Origin of the sequence: Nonomuraea sp. NPDC049684 (assembly GCF_044465345.1) — a bacterium.
Taxonomy (GTDB): domain Bacteria; phylum Actinomycetota; class Actinomycetes; order Streptosporangiales; family Streptosporangiaceae; genus Nonomuraea.
On the sequence record NZ_JBITLO010000009.1, the window covers coordinates 268646 to 285776 of the forward strand.

General features: G+C 73.2%; 18 protein-coding genes. 12 read left to right on the forward strand and 6 right to left on the reverse strand.

Annotation, left to right across the window (positions count from 1 at the left end; genetic code table 11):
* Positions 1 to 110: 110 nt before the first annotated feature.
* From ACIBST_RS27870 to ACIBST_RS27885, 4 genes are read left to right on the forward strand one after another with little or no spacing between them, the layout of a single operon-like run.
* Positions 111 to 917: an acetoacetate decarboxylase family protein gene (locus tag ACIBST_RS27870; protein ID WP_397175840.1), complete on the forward strand. Its 807-nt coding sequence runs from the start codon at positions 111 to 113 to the stop codon at positions 915 to 917.
* Positions 918 to 942: 25 nt separating this feature from the next.
* Positions 943 to 2403 (forward strand): aldehyde dehydrogenase, encoded by a 1461-nt coding sequence (locus ACIBST_RS27875; protein WP_397175842.1) that lies wholly within the window; start codon positions 943 to 945, stop codon positions 2401 to 2403.
* On the forward strand, positions 2396 to 3304 hold the full coding sequence (locus ACIBST_RS27880) for a 3,4-dihydroxyphenylacetate 2,3-dioxygenase (RefSeq protein ID WP_397175844.1): 909 nt from the start codon (positions 2396 to 2398) through the stop codon (positions 3302 to 3304). Before ACIBST_RS27875 ends, ACIBST_RS27880 begins: the two co-directional genes overlap by 8 nt.
* Entirely contained in the window at positions 3297 to 4145 is an 849-nt protein-coding gene (locus ACIBST_RS27885; RefSeq protein ID WP_397175846.1) for a fumarylacetoacetate hydrolase family protein, read from the forward strand. Before ACIBST_RS27880 ends, ACIBST_RS27885 begins: the two co-directional genes overlap by 8 nt.
* Positions 4146 to 4171: 26 nt before the next feature.
* Here the strand turns inward: ACIBST_RS27885 and ACIBST_RS27890 are convergent, their stop codons facing one another.
* From ACIBST_RS27890 to ACIBST_RS27900, 3 genes are read right to left on the reverse strand one after another with little or no spacing between them, the layout of a single operon-like run.
* On the reverse strand, positions 4172 to 4612 hold the full coding sequence (locus ACIBST_RS27890) for a GNAT family N-acetyltransferase (protein WP_397175848.1): 441 nt from the start codon (positions 4610 to 4612) through the stop codon (positions 4172 to 4174).
* Positions 4590 to 5315, reverse strand: coding sequence for a gamma-glutamyl-gamma-aminobutyrate hydrolase family protein (locus ACIBST_RS27895; RefSeq protein ID WP_397175850.1), 726 nt, complete (start codon positions 5313 to 5315; stop codon positions 4590 to 4592). Before ACIBST_RS27895 ends, ACIBST_RS27890 begins: the two co-directional genes overlap by 23 nt.
* Positions 5312 to 6847 carry an aldehyde dehydrogenase gene (locus tag ACIBST_RS27900; protein WP_397175851.1) on the reverse strand — a complete coding sequence of 512 codons (1536 nt, stop codon included), beginning with the start codon at positions 6845 to 6847 and terminating at the stop codon, positions 5312 to 5314. Before ACIBST_RS27900 ends, ACIBST_RS27895 begins: the two co-directional genes overlap by 4 nt.
* 144 nt (positions 6848 to 6991) lie before the next feature.
* Here ACIBST_RS27900 and ACIBST_RS27905 point away from each other — a divergent pair, with 144 nt between their 5' ends.
* Complete coding sequence (locus tag ACIBST_RS27905) at positions 6992 to 7642, forward strand: hypothetical protein (RefSeq protein ID WP_397175852.1); 651 nt, start codon at positions 6992 to 6994, stop codon at positions 7640 to 7642.
* 28 nt (positions 7643 to 7670) lie between these two features.
* Here ACIBST_RS27905 and ACIBST_RS27910 read toward each other — a convergent pair whose 3' ends face one another.
* The gene (locus ACIBST_RS27910; protein ID WP_397175854.1) at positions 7671 to 8558 is read right to left on the reverse strand and encodes a polysaccharide deacetylase family protein; all 888 of its coding nucleotides are present in this window, start codon (positions 8556 to 8558) and stop codon (positions 7671 to 7673) included.
* Positions 8559 to 8782: 224 nt separating this feature from the next.
* On the opposite strand from ACIBST_RS27910, the gene ACIBST_RS27915 reads away from it, so the two are divergent.
* Entirely contained in the window at positions 8783 to 9955 is a 1173-nt protein-coding gene (locus ACIBST_RS27915) for an Ig-like domain-containing protein (RefSeq protein ID WP_397175855.1), read from the forward strand.
* An 81-nt stretch (positions 9956 to 10036) separates the two neighbouring features.
* Complete coding sequence (locus ACIBST_RS27920; protein ID WP_397175857.1) at positions 10037 to 10726, forward strand: hypothetical protein; 690 nt, start codon at positions 10037 to 10039, stop codon at positions 10724 to 10726.
* Between the two features lie 101 nt (positions 10727 to 10827).
* On the opposite strand, the gene ACIBST_RS27925 is transcribed toward ACIBST_RS27920, so the two are convergent.
* Positions 10828 to 11013 (reverse strand): hypothetical protein, encoded by a 186-nt coding sequence (locus tag ACIBST_RS27925; RefSeq protein WP_397175859.1) that lies wholly within the window; start codon positions 11011 to 11013, stop codon positions 10828 to 10830.
* A gap of 433 nt (positions 11014 to 11446) precedes the next feature.
* On the opposite strand from ACIBST_RS27925, the gene ACIBST_RS27930 reads away from it, so the two are divergent.
* From ACIBST_RS27930 to ACIBST_RS27950, 5 genes are read left to right on the forward strand one after another with little or no spacing between them, the layout of a single operon-like run.
* On the forward strand, positions 11447 to 12466 hold the full coding sequence (locus tag ACIBST_RS27930; RefSeq protein WP_397175860.1) for an ABC transporter substrate-binding protein: 1020 nt from the start codon (positions 11447 to 11449) through the stop codon (positions 12464 to 12466).
* Positions 12463 to 13299: an ABC transporter ATP-binding protein gene (locus tag ACIBST_RS27935; protein ID WP_397175862.1), complete on the forward strand. Its 837-nt coding sequence runs from the start codon at positions 12463 to 12465 to the stop codon at positions 13297 to 13299. The genes ACIBST_RS27930 and ACIBST_RS27935 overlap by 4 nt, the downstream gene beginning before the upstream one ends.
* The gene (locus ACIBST_RS27940) at positions 13292 to 14266 is read left to right on the forward strand and encodes an ABC transporter permease (protein WP_397175864.1); all 975 of its coding nucleotides are present in this window, start codon (positions 13292 to 13294) and stop codon (positions 14264 to 14266) included. Before ACIBST_RS27935 ends, ACIBST_RS27940 begins: the two co-directional genes overlap by 8 nt.
* On the forward strand, positions 14263 to 15594 hold the full coding sequence (locus tag ACIBST_RS27945; protein WP_397175866.1) for an LLM class flavin-dependent oxidoreductase: 1332 nt from the start codon (positions 14263 to 14265) through the stop codon (positions 15592 to 15594). The genes ACIBST_RS27940 and ACIBST_RS27945 overlap by 4 nt, the downstream gene beginning before the upstream one ends.
* Complete coding sequence (locus ACIBST_RS27950; RefSeq protein WP_397175868.1) at positions 15591 to 16160, forward strand: NADPH-dependent FMN reductase; 570 nt, start codon at positions 15591 to 15593, stop codon at positions 16158 to 16160. The genes ACIBST_RS27945 and ACIBST_RS27950 overlap by 4 nt, the downstream gene beginning before the upstream one ends.
* A 150-nt stretch (positions 16161 to 16310) precedes the next feature.
* Here the strand turns inward: ACIBST_RS27950 and ACIBST_RS27955 are convergent, their stop codons facing one another.
* A complete protein-coding gene (locus ACIBST_RS27955) occupies positions 16311 to 17105 on the reverse strand; it encodes an SDR family oxidoreductase (protein WP_397175870.1) in 795 nt (264 codons plus the stop codon).
* Positions 17106 to 17131: the final 26 nt, after the last annotated feature.

Here is a 17131-nt window from a genome sequence, read left to right on the forward strand (position 1 = left end):
GTTTGACGCCAAACGTAACGGGCGCGTATTGGCTGCCGCAAGAGCTGTTGACCGATCGGCCTGGATGTTCATATTTTATTTGGAACCAAACGAGTTCCAGGAGGACCATCTTGGCCGGCGTCCGCGGCTACTTCCACCCCAAGACGGCCACGGGCCGCTCGTCCCTCGTCCCGGAGCCGCCGTGGCACTACTCCGGCGACCTGCTCACGATCGAGTACCGCACCGACCCCGACCGGGTGCGCGAGCTGCTGCCCGAGCCGCTGGAACCGGCCGCCGAGGACCCGGGCGCGGTCGCGCTCATCTGGGCCGACTGGCAGTCCTGCGCCGCCTCCCGCGAGGAGCTGCTCGACCCGGTGCGCTCGCAGTACAAGGAGGCGTTCGCCGTCGTCCGGTGCTCCTACCGGGGGCGGACCTACTCCAGGTGCGTCTACATCTGGGTGGACAAGGACTTCGCCGTCGCCAGGGGGCTGCAGCAGGGCTATCCGAAGAAGCTGGGGTCGATCCACCAGACCCGGCCGCACCCGTACGGCCCCGCGCCCCGCATCGAGGCGGGCGCCCGGTTCGGCGCGACGCTGGCCGCCGCCGACCGCCGCCTGGCCCAGGCCGTGGTGACCCTGCGCGAGCCGTCGCCGCACAACGGGTTCGTCAACGGCCACCCCATGGCCCACCACCGCTGGCTGCCCGCCATCGGCAAGGGCGGCGGGCTGGCGCTCGACGAGCTGGTCGAGTCCGGCGCCGCCGCCTTCGAGGCCGGCCAGGCGTGGGCGGGCGACGCCGAGCTGGAGCTGTTCGACGCCCCCACCGAGGAGCTGTCCCGGCTGGTCGTCCGCGAGCCCATCGGCGCCTACTTCCGCCAGGTCGGCGTGGTGTGGGACGGCGGCACGCTCCTGGAATCCGGCACCTCCGGCGCGCACTAGCCCCTTGAGAAGGAAAGCACCCGACATGTCCGAACAGATCACCGTCGCCGGGGTCACCGTCGACACCCGCCACTGGATCGGCGGCCGGCGCGTCGCCTCCGCGCGCACGTTCACCGACCTCTCGCCCATCGACGGCGCCGCGCTCGGCGAGATCGCCCGCGGCGGCCCCGCCGAGGTGCACGCCGCCGTCACCGCCGCCCAGGACGCCTTCCCCGGCTGGGCCGCCACCCCGCGCGCCGGCCGGGCCGCCGTGCTGCGGGCCATCGCCGACGGCGTCGAGAAGCGGCTGGAGGAGCTGGCCGCCGTCGAGACCCGCGACAACGGCGCCCTGCTGCGCTCGCACCGCCGCGGCGTCATGCCCCGCGTGGCGCACAACTTCCGCTTCTTCGCCGACTGGCTGGAGGGCCTCGGCCACGACGACTTCGACACCCGCGGCCACGCCAACCACGTCTCCTGGGACCCGGCCGGGCCCTGCGCCCTGATCACGCCGTGGAACGCGCCCCTCATGCTGGCCACCTGGAAGATCGCCCCCGCGCTCGCCGCCGGGAACACGGTGGTGCTCAAGCCCGCCGAGTGGTCGCCGCTCACCGCCTCCCTGCTGGCCGACGTCGCCGCCGCGGCCGGGCTGCCGGACGGCGTGCTCAACGTCGTCCAGGGGTTCGGCGACGAGGCCGGGCAGGCCCTGGTAGAGCACCACGGCGTGCGCCGCGTCAGCTTCACCGGCTCGGTGCCGACCGCGCGGCGCATCGCCCGCTCGGCCGCCGCCAACCTCACCCCGCTCAGCCTGGAGCTGGGCGGCAAGTCGCCGCTGCTGGTCTTCGCCGACGCCGACCTCGACCTGGCCGTGGACCTGGCCGTCGAGCAGTACGACAACGCCGGGCAGGTCTGCCTGGCCGCCACCCGGCTGCTGGTCGAGGCGCCGATCGCCGAGGAGTTCGTCCGCCGCTTCACCGGACGGGCCGCGGCCCTGGTCCAGGGCGACCCGCGCGACGAGGCCACCGACGTCGGCCCCAACATCCATCCGCGCCAGGTGGAGAAGATCGACGGGTTCGTCCGGCGGGCCCTGGCGGCCGGTGCCCGCGCCGTCATCGGCGGCGAGCGCGGGGACGGCCTGTACTACCGGCCCACCCTGCTCACCGACGTGGCCCAGGACAGCGAGATCGTCCAGGAGGAGGTCTTCGGCCCGGTGCTCACGCTGCAGACGTTCGAGACCGAGGAGGAGGCCGTCCGGCTGGCCAACGACACCCGCTTCGGCCTGGCCGCCACCGTCGCGACCGGCGACCGCGAACGCGCCCGCCGGGTCACCGAACGGCTGGTGGCGGGCACGGTGTGGGTCAACTGCTTCTTCGTGCGCGACCTGCGCGCGCCTTTCGGCGGCTCCCGCGAGTCCGGCGTCGGCCGCGAGGGCGGCACCTGGAGCTTCGACTTCTACTGCGACCTGAAGAACACCGTCACCGCGCCGAAGGGCTGGAACGACCATGGGTGAGATCGTCGGGGCGGGCCTGCTCGCGCACGTCCCCACCATCGTGCTGCCCGAGCGCACCCGGCGGGAGCTGAACGAGGGCAAGGAGATCACCCTCGTCACCGGCCTGCGCGAGCTGCGCCGGGACGTCTTCGAGCGCGACGACTACGACACCGTCGTGGTGCTGGACTCCCACTGGGCCACCACGGTCGAGTTCGTGGTCACCGCCCAGACGCGCCGGGCCGGGCTGTTCACCTCCGAGGAACTGCCGCGCGGCATGTGCCGGATGCCGTACGACTTCCCCGGCGACCCCGAGCTGGCCCGCAACGTGGCCTCCTTCGCGGACCGCCACGGCACCTGGATCACCCCCATCGACGACGAGTACCTGCCGATCTACTACGCCACCACCAACCTGTGGAAGTACCTCGGCGAGGGACTGCCCGGCAAGCGCTGGGTGAGCATCGGCGTCTGCCAGACCGGCGACATGGAGGACCATCTGCGGCTCGGCCGCGCGCTGGCCGACGGCGTCGCGGCCACCGACCGACGGGTGCTGGTGATCGCCTCCGGCGCGCTGTCGCACACGTTCTGGCCGCTGCGCGAGCTGCGCGACCACGAGTCCAGCGACCCGCGGCACATCTTCACCCCCGAGGCCCGCGCCGCCGACCTGCGGCGCATCGAATGGTTCCGGCAGGGCCGCCACGACGAGGTCCTGCGCACGATGCCGGAGTTCTGGACGTACAGGCCCGAGGCCCGATTCCACCACTACGTCATGCTGGCCGGCGCCCTCGGCGAGGAGCGCTGCACGGCCCCCGCCCGTCAGTACGGCGAGTACGAGAACTCCGTCGGCACCGGCCAGGCCCTGCTCTGGTTCGACCGCCCGGCCGGCGGCTGGACCGCACCCCGACAGGAGAACGCCCATGCCTGAGTACCGCCGCGTCCTGCTGGACGGCGCCGTCACCGAGACCGTCCGCGACGGGGACGAGCTCGTCGCCGCGGACGGCCGCCGGGTCGGGGCCGAGGAGGCCGTGCACCTGCCGCCGGTCGTCCCCACGAAGATCATCGCGGTGCACCTGAACCACCGCAGCCGGGTCGAGGAGTTCCGGACCCGGCTGCCGGACGCGCCGACCTACTTCCACAAGCCCACCTCCTCGCTCAACTCCCACCGGGGCGCGGTCGTGCGGCCGCAGGGCTGCAAGTGGCTCAACTACGAGGGCGAGATCGCCATCGTCATCGGCCGGACCTGCCGCAACATCGCCCCCTCCGAGGCCGAGGCGTTCATCGCGGGCTACACCGTGGCCAACGACTTCGGGCTGCACGACTTCCGCGACACCGACGCCGGGTCGATGCTGCGCGTCAAGGGCTCCGACACGCTCTGCCCGCTCGGCCCCGGCCTGGTGACCGGCTGGGACTTCCGCGGCAGGCGCCTGCGCACGTACGTCAACGGCGAGGTCGTCCAGGACGGCAACACCGACGAGATGACCTGGGACATGCACTACCTGGTCGCCGACATCGCCCGGACGATCACCCTCCACCCCGGCGACGTGCTGCTGTCGGGCACCCCGGCGGGCTCGCGGCCCGTCCGGCCGGGCGACGTGGTCGAGGTCGAGGCGGAAGGGCTCGGCCGGCTGACCAACCACGTCGTGACCGGGCCGGCCCCCATCCGCTCCGACGTCGGCGCGCAGCCGACGGAGTCGGAGGAGGTGCGCTCGACCGCCCTCGGCGGCGACTGGGAGTTCCGCGGCGTCCGCCCGCCACGCCGGTCATAGGGCTCAGGGGCCGCCGCCCGTGAGGGTCACAGCCGGTGGCTGAGGATGCGGCGGCCCTCGTCGCGGAAGCCGCGCTTGCCGTAGTAGGCGAACAGGTGGCTCACGTCGGCGCCGTTCGGGGCGATCACGATCTCCAGGGCCGTGCAGCCCCGCTCGGCGGCCCACCGGCGGCTGTCCTCGATCAGCCGCTCCGCCTCGCCCCGCCGCCGCGCCTCCGGCGCGACGAACAGGTCCTCCAGCTCGGCGTACAGCCCCTGCTCCAGCCCGAACGTGGTCGTGGTGATGCCGAACGCGACCAGCCGGCCCTCGCTCTCGCTCACCGCGACCCGGACGCCGGGCGCGGCGATCAGCCTGGCCAGGTTGGCCTTCAGCGTCTGCGCCGGGGTGGTGAAGCCGTCCTCGGCGTAGAAGGCGACGGCGAGGCCGTGCAGTGCGGGCAGGTCGTCAGGGACGGCGGCGCGGATCATGACAGCCATGATGCCCCGCCTGGCGGACGAGCGCGTCGAACAGGGCCTGCTGGGCCGGATCGCGGTGGGCGGTGTCCTCGGGATGCCACTGCACGGCGGTGAACCAGCCGGGCGCGCCGTCGTGCTCAAGGGCCTCCACCGTGCCGTCGGCGGCGTGCGCGGCGGGGGACAGGCCGTCGCCGAGCCGCTCGACGCGCTGGTGGTGGAAGCAGGACGCCTCCACCTTCGCCGTCCCGGCCGCGCGTTCCAGCAGGGTGCCGGGGCGCAGCGACACCGGGTGCACGACGTGCCGGTGGCCGCCGTCGGGGCCGCCCATGTCCTGCTCCAGCGTGCCGCCGAGAGCCACGTTGACGACCTGGAGGCCCCGGCAGATCGCCAGCGTGGGCAGCCCGGCGGCCAGGGCGTGGCGGGCCAGGGCCAGGTCGAAGGCGTCCTGGTCGTCGTCCACGTCGTAGACGTCCTCGTGGGTGTCGGGGGCGCCGTAGCGGTGGGGGGCCACGTCGCCGCCGCCGGGCAGGAGCAGGCCGTCGAACCTGGCCATCCGGGCCGCCACGCCGTCCGCGCCGTCCGGGTGGATCGTGGCCGGCTCGCCGCCCGCCCGCCACACGGCCTCCACCAGGGCGCGGGCGCTCACCTCGGCGGCGTGGCGGAGGGCCGAGGCGGTGGCGGAGAAGCGGGCGGGGATCGCGATCAGCGGTCTCACAACTGGATCCAGGTGGTCTTGAGCTCGGTGTACTTCTCCAGCGCGTGCGCCGACTTGTCGCGGCCGTTGCCCGACTGCCGCATGCCGCCGAAGGGCACGGTCAGGTCGCCCTCCTCGTAGCAGTTGACCCAGACGGTGCCCGCCCGCAGCGCGCGGGCGACGCGGTGGGCGGTGCCCAGGTCGGAGGTCCACAGGCCGGCCGCGAGACCGTACTCGGTGTCGTTGGCCAGGCGGACGGCCTCCTCGACGTCGTCGAAGGCCAGCACGGACAGCACCGGGCCGAAGATCTCCTCCCTGGCCAGCCGGGAGCCGGGGTCCACCCGGTCGAAGACGGTGGGTTCGAGGTAGGCGCCGCCGGTGCCGGCCAGGATCCGGCCGCCGCCCGTACGCAGCCGCGCGCCCCCGGCCAGACCGGCCTCGACGTGGCCGCGCACCCTTTCCAGGTGGGCCTCGCCGACCAGGGCGCCCATCTCCGTGGCCGGGTCGAGCGGGTCGCCGACGCGCAGCGCGCGGGCGCGGGCGACCACGGCCTCCGTCACCCGGTCGGCCACCGACCGGTGGACCAGCAGGCGGGACGGCGCGGTGCACATCTCGCCCTGGTTGAAGAAGACGCCCCAGGCGGCGGTGGCGGCGGCGGCCTCCAGGTCGGGGGCGTCGGGAAGGATGATGTTGGGCGACTTGCCGCCCAGCTCCAGCCACACGCGCTTGAGGTTGGAGTCGGCCGAGTAGCGCAGGAAGTGCCGCCCGACGGCGGTGGAGCCGGTGAAGGCCAGCACGTCCACGCCGGGGTGCAGGCCGAGCGCCCGCCCGGCGGTGGGGCCGTCGCCGGCGACCACGTTGAGCACGCCCGGCGGCAGCCCGGCCTCGGTGGCCAGCCGCCCCAGCTCCAGGGCCGACAGCGGCGACAGCTCCGACGGCTTCAGCACCACCGTGCACCCCGCGGCCAGGGCGGGGGCCACCTTCCACGAGGCCAGCGTGAGCGGGAAGTTCCACGGCACGACCGCGCCGACGACCCCGGCGGGCTCGCGGGTGACCAGGGCGAGGGCGTCGGCGGGCACGTGCGGGGCCTCGTCGGCCAGCTTGCCGGCCAGCTCGCCGTACCAGCGGAAGGTGGTGATCGCGGCGCGCAGCTCGATGTCGTGCGCGTCGGTGACCGGCTTGCCCATCTCCAGGCTGACGAGCAGCGCCAGGTGCTCGCGCCGCTCCTCGATCAGGGACGCCAGCCGCACCAGCGCCCGCCCGCGCTCGGCGGGCGCCATCCGCGGCCACGGCCCGGAGTCGAACGCCCGCCGCGCCGCCGACACCGCGAGCCCGACCTCCGCCTCGCCGCCGTCGGCCACCTCGGCCAGCACCCGGCCGTCGCGCGGCGAGCGCACCGTGAAGGACGCGCCGCCGGGCTCGTCTGCGCCGTCGATGTGGTGCGCGGACGGGGGCGTGACCGCCGCGGCCCGGCTCAGCCATGCCTCGTGGGTCACCTGTTGTTTGGTGGCGAACGTCTGGTCGAGCGTCGGCAGGTCGCCGTTGACCGGCATCGTCGGCCCTTCTGTCGCGGACGGGTGCTCCGAAAATGTACGGTCCCAAACGATTGGCCGTCAATGGCCGGCCGCCACCGGCGGGGAACCGGGTCCGGCGGTCCGCTCGTTGGCCGGTCGTCACCCCGAGTCCGTGGAGGATCCTTGTTACGACTCGTCTGCCTCGCGCTCGCCGCCGCCCTGACCGCCGCCCTGACCGCCGCCCTCACCGCCGGCTGCACCGTCGCCGACACCGGCCGGCCGGTGTCGCCGGAGGACATCGAAGAGGTCATCGACGACGAGCCCGACGGCGGGTCCGACGCCGCGGCGCAGGACGAGTCCGCCCGCATCGCCGTCTGCGTGGACACCGGCTCGCAGACCAGGGCCGGCTACCGCCCGTGCGAGGACGAGCGCCGGGGCTACGCCTGGTACTTCTACGCCGGCGACGCCACCGTCCCCGCGGTGGGCGAGCGGGCCGACGGCGGCACGTACGAGGACCTCGGGGAGGACGGGCTCACCAAGGCGTCGCCGCAGGGCGGCCCCGGCGCCAAGACCGCCATCGAGACGCCGTCGGAGTGGGTCGAGGTGTGCGTCGCCAAGCCGTCCCGGCGGCGCGTGGTCAACAACTTCTGCGAGGACCGGCAGGGCGGCTACGGCTGGTACTACATCGCCATCGACGGCCGCGTGCCGCCCGTCGGCGGACGGGCCGACAACGGCGCCTTCCGGTTCTACGGCGGCGACAGCTACCGGGCCCGCGAGTCGGGCGGCGACGCGGCCGACGCCGCGATCGGCTACGAGGAGACCGTCGAGGAGTGACCCCGCCGACGGGGGGACGCCTGCCCGGTTACCTGGGGCCGCCGGAGAGCCGGCGGGCGTTGTGGACGACCTTCGGCGGCCGGCCGCCGAACAGCTCGCTGACCGTGACGAACCGGTAGCCGCGGGCGGACAGGCCCTTCAGCACCCGCGGCACGGCCTTGACCGTGGTCGGGTGGATGTCGTGGAACAGGATGACGCTGCCGGGGCGGACCCGCTTGAGCGAGACGCGGGCCACCCTGGCGCTGTCGCGGTAGCGCCAGTCGAGGGTGTCCACGCTCCACAGGACCAGCGGCCGGTGCGCCTGCCGCCGCACGTCGCCGTCCGTCGCGCCGTACGGGGGGCGTACCAGGCCGGGGACGACGCCCGCGGCGGACTTGACGGCCTGGTCGGTGCGGGCGAGCTGGGACCTGATCGCGGCCGGCGACAGCCGGGTCAGGTCGGGGTGGGACCAGGTGTGGTTGCCCAGCTCGTGCCCCGCCTCGACCGTGCGCCGCACCACGTCGGGGTGGACGCCGACGTTCCGGCCGACGACGAAGAACGTGGCGTGGGCCCGGTACTTCGCCAGGTGATCCAGCAGCGTCCCGGTGTAGGGCCCCGGGCCGTCGTCGAACGTGAGCGCCACGCACTTGACCTTGCGGCAGTCGGGCTTGTCCGGCTCGGTGGGCACGGTAGGCACGGTGGGCTCGGCCGACGGCTCTGTCCGGTCCGGCTTGTGGCCTTGCCTGTGGTCGGGCTTGTGGTCCTGCTTGTGGTCCGGCTTGTGGTCGGGCTTCGGCTCGGGGGAGGCCGACGGAGCAGGGTGGGTGGGGGAGGGCGTGGGGCGGGCGGGGGTGGCTCCCGCGAGCGCGGTCGTGACGGCCAGTGTCGCCGCGGTCATCCCGATACCGGACAGGTACCGCTTCATGCCGCCGTTCATGACGTTCCCCCTCATGCACCGCCCCCGGTGCGTCATCCCCTGAGACCGGCCCAGAAGGACCGTTCCACAGAGTTGGACACCAGATCCGCCCGCAAGGTTCGCAAGAGTGCTCATCGGCGGATGAAGGTTTCTCACCTGCTCATTGGGCAGAGGTGTCCGCACGTGACAGCACAGACCGTTCAATGAAGAAGTTGACGCCTTGTCAGGCACGGGAGGCATCGGAGATGCGGAACGGCCGGACCAGTACGACGCTCGCCCTCGCGGGGCTCCTGCTCGCCGGATGCGCCTCCGGCGGCGGCCGGCCGGCGGACGGGCCGCGGCAGGCCGAGGGCCCCGCGGCCAGGCTCGCGATCACCCCGGCGGACGGCAGCAAGAAGGTCGCCCCCGACACCGGGATCAGCGTGCGGGTCACCGGCGGCAAGGTCACCAAGGTGACCGTCGCCGACGCCAAGGGACGCCAGGTGACCGGCTCGACGGCGGCCGACGGCACCTGGCGGCCCCGGTGGCCGCTGCGCCCGGCGACGTCGTACACGGTGAGCGCGCAGGCCACCGGCGCCGACGGCAGGGCCGTCACCGGGCGGTCGTCCTTCACCACGCTCAAGCCCGGGCGAACCCTGCAGAGCGGCATGTCGCCGCTGGACGGCGAGAAGGTCGGCGTCGGGATGCCGGTGCAGCTCCTGCTGTCCCACCCGGTCACCTCCAGGCAGGCCCGCGCGGCGGTCGAGCGTTCGCTGGTGGTGGAGATGTCCGAGCCGGTCGAGGGCGCGTGGAGCTGGGTGAGCGACCGCGAGGTGCAGTTCAGGCCGCGCGAGTACTGGCCGGTGGGCGAGAAGGTCAAGGTCGTCGCCCACCTGGCCGGGCTGCGGGCGGGCGAGGACCTGTGGGGGACCAGGGACCGCAGCCTGTCCTTCACCGTCGGTCCCCGGCACATCACCAAGGTGGACGCCGACCGCCACCGGGCGGTCGTCACCGCGGACGGCAAGGTCGTCCGGACGATCCCCGTCAGCCTGGGCAAACCCGGCGACGACAGCTACTCCGGCGTCATGATCGCCCAGGAGAAGGCCGCGGAGACCGTCATGGACTCGGCCACCATCGGGGAGCCGGGCGAGTACCGGATCAAGACCAAGTGGAACGTCCGGATGACCTACAGCGGCACCTTCTTCCACGCCGCGCCCTGGTCGACCGGCGCGCAGGGCAACTCCAACGTCAGCCACGGCTGCGTCAACGCCAGCCCCGCCGACGCCCGCTGGTTCTACGACTTCACCCAGCGCGGCGACGTCATCGAGGTCAAGGGCACCTCGCGCAAGCTCCGGTTCGGCAACGGCCCGACCCCGTGGGCCAAGTCGTGGACGGAATGGCTCGCCGGCAGCGCCACGGGCAAGCCCGTGACCGGCTAGACCCCCATCTGGCGGCAGGACCTGCGCGAACATCAGAATGTCGCCTTGCCCGCGGGGGCCCGCACCACGATCATGTCGCCAATGGACGCCGACGCACCCCTGGACTACTACCTGATCTACGCCGCCGACCGTGGCCGCGGAACACTTCCCCTGGGCATCCTGGTCGAGGAGTTCGTGCTCTGCGACGACTACACCGCCGCGGGCATCGACTGCGCGGAATGGACCGCCGAGTGCGGCGAGTGGCGCGAGTCGCCCGGATCCAGCCGGGCCATCCGCGCCGACCCCGCGCTGCGCGACCGGGTGCTGCCCGTGACGCGGCGCGACGCCCGCGAGACCTACTCGATGCTCGGCGGCGGCGCGCTGCCGGAGGAGGCCGAGCTGCGGGCCTTCTTCCAGTACCGCCAGGCGCTCCCCGCCGCGGCCCCTCTCGACCTGGGCGGCTCCCCTTCGGCGCAGACCCGGCGCTACCGCATCCTGTTCGCGGGCGAGCTCGGCGAGCGCGGCCTGGCGAACGTCAGCACGGTCCTGCGCCTGGAGCCGCCGCGGGAGAACCCGCGGGCCAGGATCGCCGGCACCGCCACGGCGACCGCCGCCGGCCACACCTTCACCTGGGAGCTGCGGCGCATCGGCCCCGGCATCGCCTGGTGCCTGGACGTCACCGTACGCCTGAGCGCCGGCCCGCTGGCCGCCATCGGCGCCCTGCTCCACCACCACCGGCAGGCGATCCGCGGCCAGGGCCTGATCCCCGTGACCATCGAACGCTTCGCCTGACCGCCGGACAGCGGGGAAGGCCGGAGCGGCGCTCGCGTGGTGCGTGGCCGGTCAGCACGACCGGCCACCGCGGCCCTTCGACGGGCGGACCGGTACCGTGATCAGCGGCGTGGTGGGGGCGTGCTGTTGTCGAACGCGGCGAACACCTCGTCCTCCTCCGGCGTCGATCCGAGCAGTTCGAGCAGCTCCATGGCGATGACGGAGTTGCCGAGTTCCGCCGGCCGCGCGGGTGAGAGCACGGACAGGTCGGCGAGGTCCGGGTGGTGCGTGACGATCCGCGGTGCCATGGATGCTCCTTCATCGGCTCCGGCGTGCCCGTGGCGGTCCTGATGCGAGGCGAAGTGCTCGACAGGCAGGTCTCACATTGACGGACTTTCGCCTGCCCGCCAATGCCCTTCCGGCCCGCCGTCGTACCGAACCGGTGATCCGGCGTGCCGCAAGGCCGGGCGGTGGCTCGCTGACCAGGCCCGTCACGCCCGTCGTGCCGTCCGCGGAAAAGGCATTCCCATCCGGCATGGTCTCGCTTTTCATGTAAAGCCAGTAGGAAATGTTGACTTAGCGTCCTGGGTTCCGTAGCTTCGTAGGCATGAGCCAGGGCCTCTACCTGACCCGGCGCCCGCACGTGGACCACGGCCACGTCGCCAGCGCGCAGTGTCGCTGATCACGCACCTCCGGCAGACCTCCCAACCCCCTGCGCAGTTCTCCCCAGAGGAACTCATCGTGATCAACATCAGACGTGCACTCCTCGCCGTGCTGCTCGCGACCGTGACCGCCGGCTGCGGCGCGGCCGAGGGCTCGGCGAGACCCGGCGAACCGGAGGTGAAGGAGCTTCGCTACCAGGGCAGCGCGGGCACCGTCACCTTCCCCGAACTGGCCGCGGAGCTCGGCTACCTCGGCGACGTCAAGCTCAAGTGGGTGGGCAACACCACCTCGGGGCCGCAGGACATCCAGTCCGCGGCCACCGGTCAGACCGACTTCGGCGGCGCCTTCGACGGCGCCGTCATCAAGCTCAAGGCGGCCAAGGCCCCGATCAAGGCGGTGATCGGCTACTACGGCTCGGACGAGAAGTCGTTCAACGGCTACTACGTCAAGGACGACAGCCCCATCAGGACCGCCCGCGACCTCATCGGCAAGAAGATCGGCGTCAACACCCTCGGCGCCCACCACGAGGCGGTGATCAAGGAGTATCTCAAGCGTCAGGGGCTGACGCCGGCCGAGATCGAGCAGGTCCAGCTCGTGGTCATCCCGCCGGTCAACACCGAGCAGGCGCTGCGGCAGGGGCAGCTCGACGTCGGCACGCTCGGCGGCGTGCTCAAGGACAAGGCGCTCGAACGCGGCGGGCTGCGTCCGCTGTTCACCGACGTCGAGCTGTTCGGGCCGTTCACGGCCGGGGCCGTCGTGCTGCGCGAGGACTTCATCGCCAGGAACCTCGGCACCGTCAGGACCTTCGTCGCCGGCTTCGCCAAGGCCATCGCCTGGGCGCAGACCCGCCCGCGCGAGGAGGTCGTCGCCAAGTTCGAGCAGATCATCGCCAAGCGCGGACGCAACGAGAGCACCGACGTCGTGAAGCTCTGGAAGAGCACCGGCATCGCGGGCAAGGGCGGCGTCATCGACAGCCGGGAGTTCCAGCGGTGGATCGACTGGCTCCAGCGCGAGGGCGAGATCCGTCCTGGCCAGGTCAAGGCCACCGACCTCTACACCAACGAGTTCAACCCCTACGCGAACGGGAGCGGCTCATGACCGCCACGATCAGCGAGACCGGCGTCCAGACGAAGATCGGCATCCGGAACGTCTCCAAGGAGTTCACGGTCAGGGACGCGGGCGAGCCGTTCACCGCCCTGTCCGGGATCGACCTGGACGTCCGCGAAGGGGAGTTCCTCACGCTCGTCGGGCCGAGCGGTTGCGGCAAGTCCACCCTCCTCGACCTGGTCGCGGGCCTCGCCGAGCCGACGTCGGGCCAGATCGTGGTCAACGGCGCGCCCGTCACCGGGCCCGGCCTCGACCGGGGGATCGTCTTCCAGCAGTACGCGCTGTTCCCCTGGCGCACCGCGCTGGCCAACGTGGCCTTCGGGCTGGAGGCCAAGGGCGTGCCCAGGGCCGAGCGTACGGAACGGGCGCGGCGGCACCTGGAACTGGTCGGCCTGTCCGGCTTCGAGGACCGCTACCCGCACGAGCTGTCGGGCGGCATGCGCCAGCGCGTCGCCATCGCCCGCAGCCTGGCCTTCGACCCCGACGTCCTGCTGATGGACGAGCCCTTCGCCGCGCTCGACGCGCAGACCCGCGAGTCGCTCCAGGAGGAGCTGCTGCGCATCTGGCAGCACACCCGCAAGACCGTCGTGTTCATCACGCACGGCATCGACGAGGCCGTCTACCTGGGGCAACGCGTCGCCGTGATGACCTCCAGGCCGGGCCGGATCAAGGAGATCATCGAGGTGGACTTCGACTCGCGCGAAGGCGACCTGCGGGCCGATCCGCGCTTCGGCGAGTACCGGCACCACGTGTGGGGGCTGCTGCGCGACGAGGTCGCCGCGGCGCAGGTGCAGGAGCGGAAGGCGGCGATCCGGCATGACTGACGCCCGCGCCGACACGCGGCCCGAGGGCGACGTCCACTGGTACGACCTCCCCGACGACGACCCCGACCCCCACGACGAGCCCGGCCCCCATCACCACCACGGCCCCGCGACCGGGGACGAGCCCGCCGCCGTCCGGCCCACCGAGGGGGAGGACCGGAAGAAGGCGTCACCCGCGGCGCGGAGACGGACGGGCGGGCCGGTGCGACGCGCGGGCGGGGCGGTGCGGCGGGCGGGGCGGAACTCGGCCGCGATCCTGCTGCTCCTGGCCGCCTGGGAGGCGCTGCCCCGCCTCGGCGTGGTGGACCCCGTGTTCGTGCCCCCGCTGTCGGAGAGCCTGGCCGCCGGCGCGGACCTGCTGCTCACGGGCCGGCTCCCGGAGCACCTGGGGGCGTCGCTGGCGCGCTCGCTGTCGGGGTTCGGGCTGGCGATCGTGCTGGCCATCCCGCTCGGGCTGCTGATCGGCTGGTACAAGCCCGTCGCCGACTTCCTCACGCCGCTGCTGGAGGTGTTCCGCAACACCTCGGCGGTCGCGCTGCTGCCGGTCTTCACGCTCATCCTCGGCATCGGCGAGACGACGAAGGTGGCGTTCGTCCTGTACGCCTGCTCCTGGCCCATCCTGCTCAACACCGTCAGCGGCGTGAAGACCGTCGAACCGCTGCTGATCAAGTCGGCCCGGTCGATGGGCCTCGGCCCGGTGCGGCTGTTCCAGAAGGTGATCCTGCCGGCCGCCGTGCCCGCCATCTTCACGGGGGTGCGCCTGGCGGGCGCGTACTCGATTCTCGTCCTGCTGTTCGCCGAGATGGTCGGCGCCAAGGCCGGGCTCGGCTACCTCATCCTCGACGCCCAGTCCAGCTTCCGCATCCCCGACATGTACGCCGGCATCATCACGATCTCCGTGGTCGGCCTGCTGTTCAACCTGCTCCTGATCGGCGTCGAGCGCCGCTTCTCCACCTGGAGGACCACGTGACGAGAAAGCTCCACCTGAACGCCTTCCTCATGGGCGTCGGCCATCACGAGGCCGCCTGGCGGCACCCCCGCACCGAGCCGAGCCGCCTGACCGACGTCCGCCACTACCAGGAGCTGGCCAGGATCGCCGAGCGCGGCAGGCTCGACTCGCTCTTCCTCGCCGACGGCGTGGCGCTGCAGGGCGACGTCCGGCACAACGCGCTCGGCGGGCTGGAGCCGCTCACGCTGCTGGCCGCGCTCGCCTCGGTGACCGACCACATCGGCCTGATCGCGACCGTCTCCACGACGTACAACGAGCCCTTCCACGTGGCGCGCAAGTTCGCCTCCCTCGACCACATCAGCGGCGGACGGGCCGGCTGGAACATCGTCACCTCCGCCAGCGAGGCCGAGGCGCTCAACTTCGGCGTCGAACGCCCCACGCACGCCGCCCGCTACGCCAGGGCCGACGAGTTCCTGGAGGTCGCCGGCAAGCTCTGGGACAGCTGGGAGGACGACGCCATCCTGGGCGACCGCGCCGGCGGCCACTACGCCGACGCCGGCAAGATCCATCCTGTCGAGCACATCGGCCGCCACTTCGCCGTCCGGGGGCCGCTGAACACCTCCCGTTCCCCGCAGGGCCGTCCGCTGCTGGTGCAGGCCGGGTCGTCGGAGGACGGCAAGGAGTTCGCCGCCCGGCACGCCGAGGCCGTCTTCACCGCCCAGCAGACCCTGGAGGAGGGCCAGGAGTTCTACAGCGACCTCAAGCGGCGGGTGGCCGCCCACGGCAGGCAGCCCGGCGACGTGCTCGTCCTGCCGGGCATCTCGCCGATCATCGGCTCGACCGAACGGGAGGCGCTGCACCTGGAGAAGGAGCTCGAAGACCTGATCATCCCCGCCTACGGCCTGGCCCAGCTCTCCCACCTGACCGGCATCGAGCTGACCGAGGACGACCTCGACCGGCCGCTGCCGGACGTGGCCGTCGAGACCGAGGGCGCACAGAGCCGGCGCAAGCTCGTCATCGACCTGGCCAGGCGGGAGCGCCTGACGGTCAGGCAACTGCTCAACCGGCTGGCCGGCGGCCGCGGCCACCGCGTGGTCGCCGGGACGCCCGAGCAGATCGCCGACCAGCTCCAGGAGTGGTTCTTCACCGGGGCCGCCGACGGCTTCAACATCATGCCGCCGCTGCTCCCGTCGGGCCTGTCCGACTTCGTGGACCACGTCGTGCCGGAGCTGCAGGTCAGGGGCCTGTTCCGGTACGAGTACGAGGGCCGTACCCTCCGCGACAACTACGGCCTGACCCGGCCCGTCTCCCGGTACGCCGCCGGGCTGGCGGCGGCGGTGGCCGGATGAGCGTCGTCGCGCTGGTCGGCAACCCCCGCGAGGGCTCCAGGACGCGGACCGTGGCCGTGGAGGCCGCCGAGGCCGTCGCGCGGCGGCTCGGCCTTCCCGGCGTGCACGACGTGATCGACCTGTCGGCGCTCGGGCCGCACCTGCTCGCCCCCGGGCCCGCGCCCGGCGTCGAGGTGGCGCTGGAGCTGGTCGCCGAGGCGCGGGTGCTGGTGGTGGCCAGCCCCACCTACAAGGGCACGTACACCGGGCTGCTGAAGGCGTTCCTCGACCGGTTGCGGCCGGAGGCGCTGGCCGGGGTGGTGGCGTTGCCGCTGCTGGTCATGGGCGATCCGAAGCACGCGCTGGCGGTCGAGGTGCACCTGCGGCCGCTGCTGGTGGAGCTGGGCGCGACCGTGCCGACGCCGGGGCTCGCGGTGCTGGAGTCCCAGCTCGCCGTACGGGAGCCGCCGCTGCCCGGGCTGGAGTCGCGGCCGCCCGCGCTGGAGGAGCTCCTGGGCCGCTGGGCGGAGCGCGTCGCCCCGCAGGTGGCCGCAGCCCTCGCGGTCGGACACCCGGCCCCCGCCTGAGGCACGCCGGGCCCCCGCCTGAGGCACGCCGGGCCCCCGCCTGAAGGACGGCGGGCCCCGCCTGAGGGCGTGGGCCGCTGTCTGAGGGCGGTGGTGCCACTCGCCTGAGGGCGGGGGCCCGGGTGGGAGCGGGCGGGCGGGGGTGCGGGGTCAACGCCAGTCGCCGGACTGGAGCGCCCCCGCCGCCTGCGGTCCCATCGTGACCAGGCCGCCGTCCACGAACACCGACGAGCCCGTCATGTACGAGGCGGCCGGCGAGGCCAGGAAGGCGATGACCGCCGCCACCTCCCGGGCGTCGCCCGGCCGCGGGATCGGGTACCCCGGACGGCTCCCGGCCCGCGGCGGCCGGTCCTCCTGCCCGGTCATCGGCGTGGCGATCTCGCCGGGCGCGACCGTGTTCACCGTGATGCCGTGCGCGGCCAGCTCCAGCGCCAGCACCCGGCTGAGCAGCTTCAACCCGCCCTTGGCCGCGCAGTACGGCCCCGCCCCCACCCTCGGGTACTCCTCGTGCACGCTGGTGACGTTCACGATCCGGCCGCCGCGCCCCTCGGCGACCATCCGCCGGGCCGCCCGCTGCGCGCACAGGAACGGCCCGTCCAGGTCCACCGCCAGGACCGAGCGCCAGCGCTCGTAGTCCATGTCGAGCAGCGGCTCCGACGACCCGGTGCCGGCGTTGTTGACCAGCACGCCGAGCCCGCCCAGATCCCCGGCCAGTTCGTCGACGACGTGCGCGGCGCGTACCGGGTCGGTCAGGTCGTGGCGGCGCACGGCCGCCGCCTTGCCCGCGTCCCGGACCAGCGCGGCGGTCTCCCGGGCGCCGTCCTCGTCCTCGTGGTAGGTGATCCCCACGTCGAACCCGTGCTCGGCCAGCAGCACGGCGGTGGCCTTGCCGATGCCGGAGTCGCCGCCCGTCACAACGGCGACCCGGTCGTAGCTGTCGCTCATGCCGTCCCCCTGCCCCGCACCCCGGC

What these genes read in the sequence shown, in the direction of transcription:
- ACIBST_RS27875 (WP_397175842.1), top strand. Translation starts at nt 943, where the DNA reads ATGTCCGAACAGATCACCGTCGCCGGGGTCACCGTCGACACCCGCCAC.
- ACIBST_RS27880 (WP_397175844.1), top strand. Translation starts at nt 2,396, where the DNA reads ATGGGTGAGATCGTCGGGGCGGGCCTGCTCGCGCACGTCCCCACCATC.
- ACIBST_RS27885 (WP_397175846.1), top strand. Translation starts at nt 3,297, where the DNA reads ATGCCTGAGTACCGCCGCGTCCTGCTGGACGGCGCCGTCACCGAGACC.
- ACIBST_RS27890 (WP_397175848.1), bottom strand. Translation starts at nt 4,612, where the DNA reads ATGATCCGCGCCGCCGTCCCTGACGACCTGCCCGCACTGCACGGCCTC.
- ACIBST_RS27900 (WP_397175851.1), bottom strand. Translation starts at nt 6,847, where the DNA reads ATGCCGGTCAACGGCGACCTGCCGACGCTCGACCAGACGTTCGCCACC.
- ACIBST_RS27910 (WP_397175854.1), bottom strand. Translation starts at nt 8,558, where the DNA reads ATGAACGGCGGCATGAAGCGGTACCTGTCCGGTATCGGGATGACCGCG.
- ACIBST_RS27915 (WP_397175855.1), top strand. Translation starts at nt 8,783, where the DNA reads ATGCGGAACGGCCGGACCAGTACGACGCTCGCCCTCGCGGGGCTCCTG.
- ACIBST_RS27920 (WP_397175857.1), top strand. Translation starts at nt 10,037, where the DNA reads ATGGACGCCGACGCACCCCTGGACTACTACCTGATCTACGCCGCCGAC.
- ACIBST_RS27925 (WP_397175859.1), bottom strand. Translation starts at nt 11,013, where the DNA reads ATGGCACCGCGGATCGTCACGCACCACCCGGACCTCGCCGACCTGTCC.
- ACIBST_RS27935 (WP_397175862.1), top strand. Translation starts at nt 12,463, where the DNA reads ATGACCGCCACGATCAGCGAGACCGGCGTCCAGACGAAGATCGGCATC.
- ACIBST_RS27940 (WP_397175864.1), top strand. Translation starts at nt 13,292, where the DNA reads ATGACTGACGCCCGCGCCGACACGCGGCCCGAGGGCGACGTCCACTGG.
- ACIBST_RS27950 (WP_397175868.1), top strand. Translation starts at nt 15,591, where the DNA reads ATGAGCGTCGTCGCGCTGGTCGGCAACCCCCGCGAGGGCTCCAGGACG.
- ACIBST_RS27955 (WP_397175870.1), bottom strand. Translation starts at nt 17,105, where the DNA reads ATGAGCGACAGCTACGACCGGGTCGCCGTTGTGACGGGCGGCGACTCC.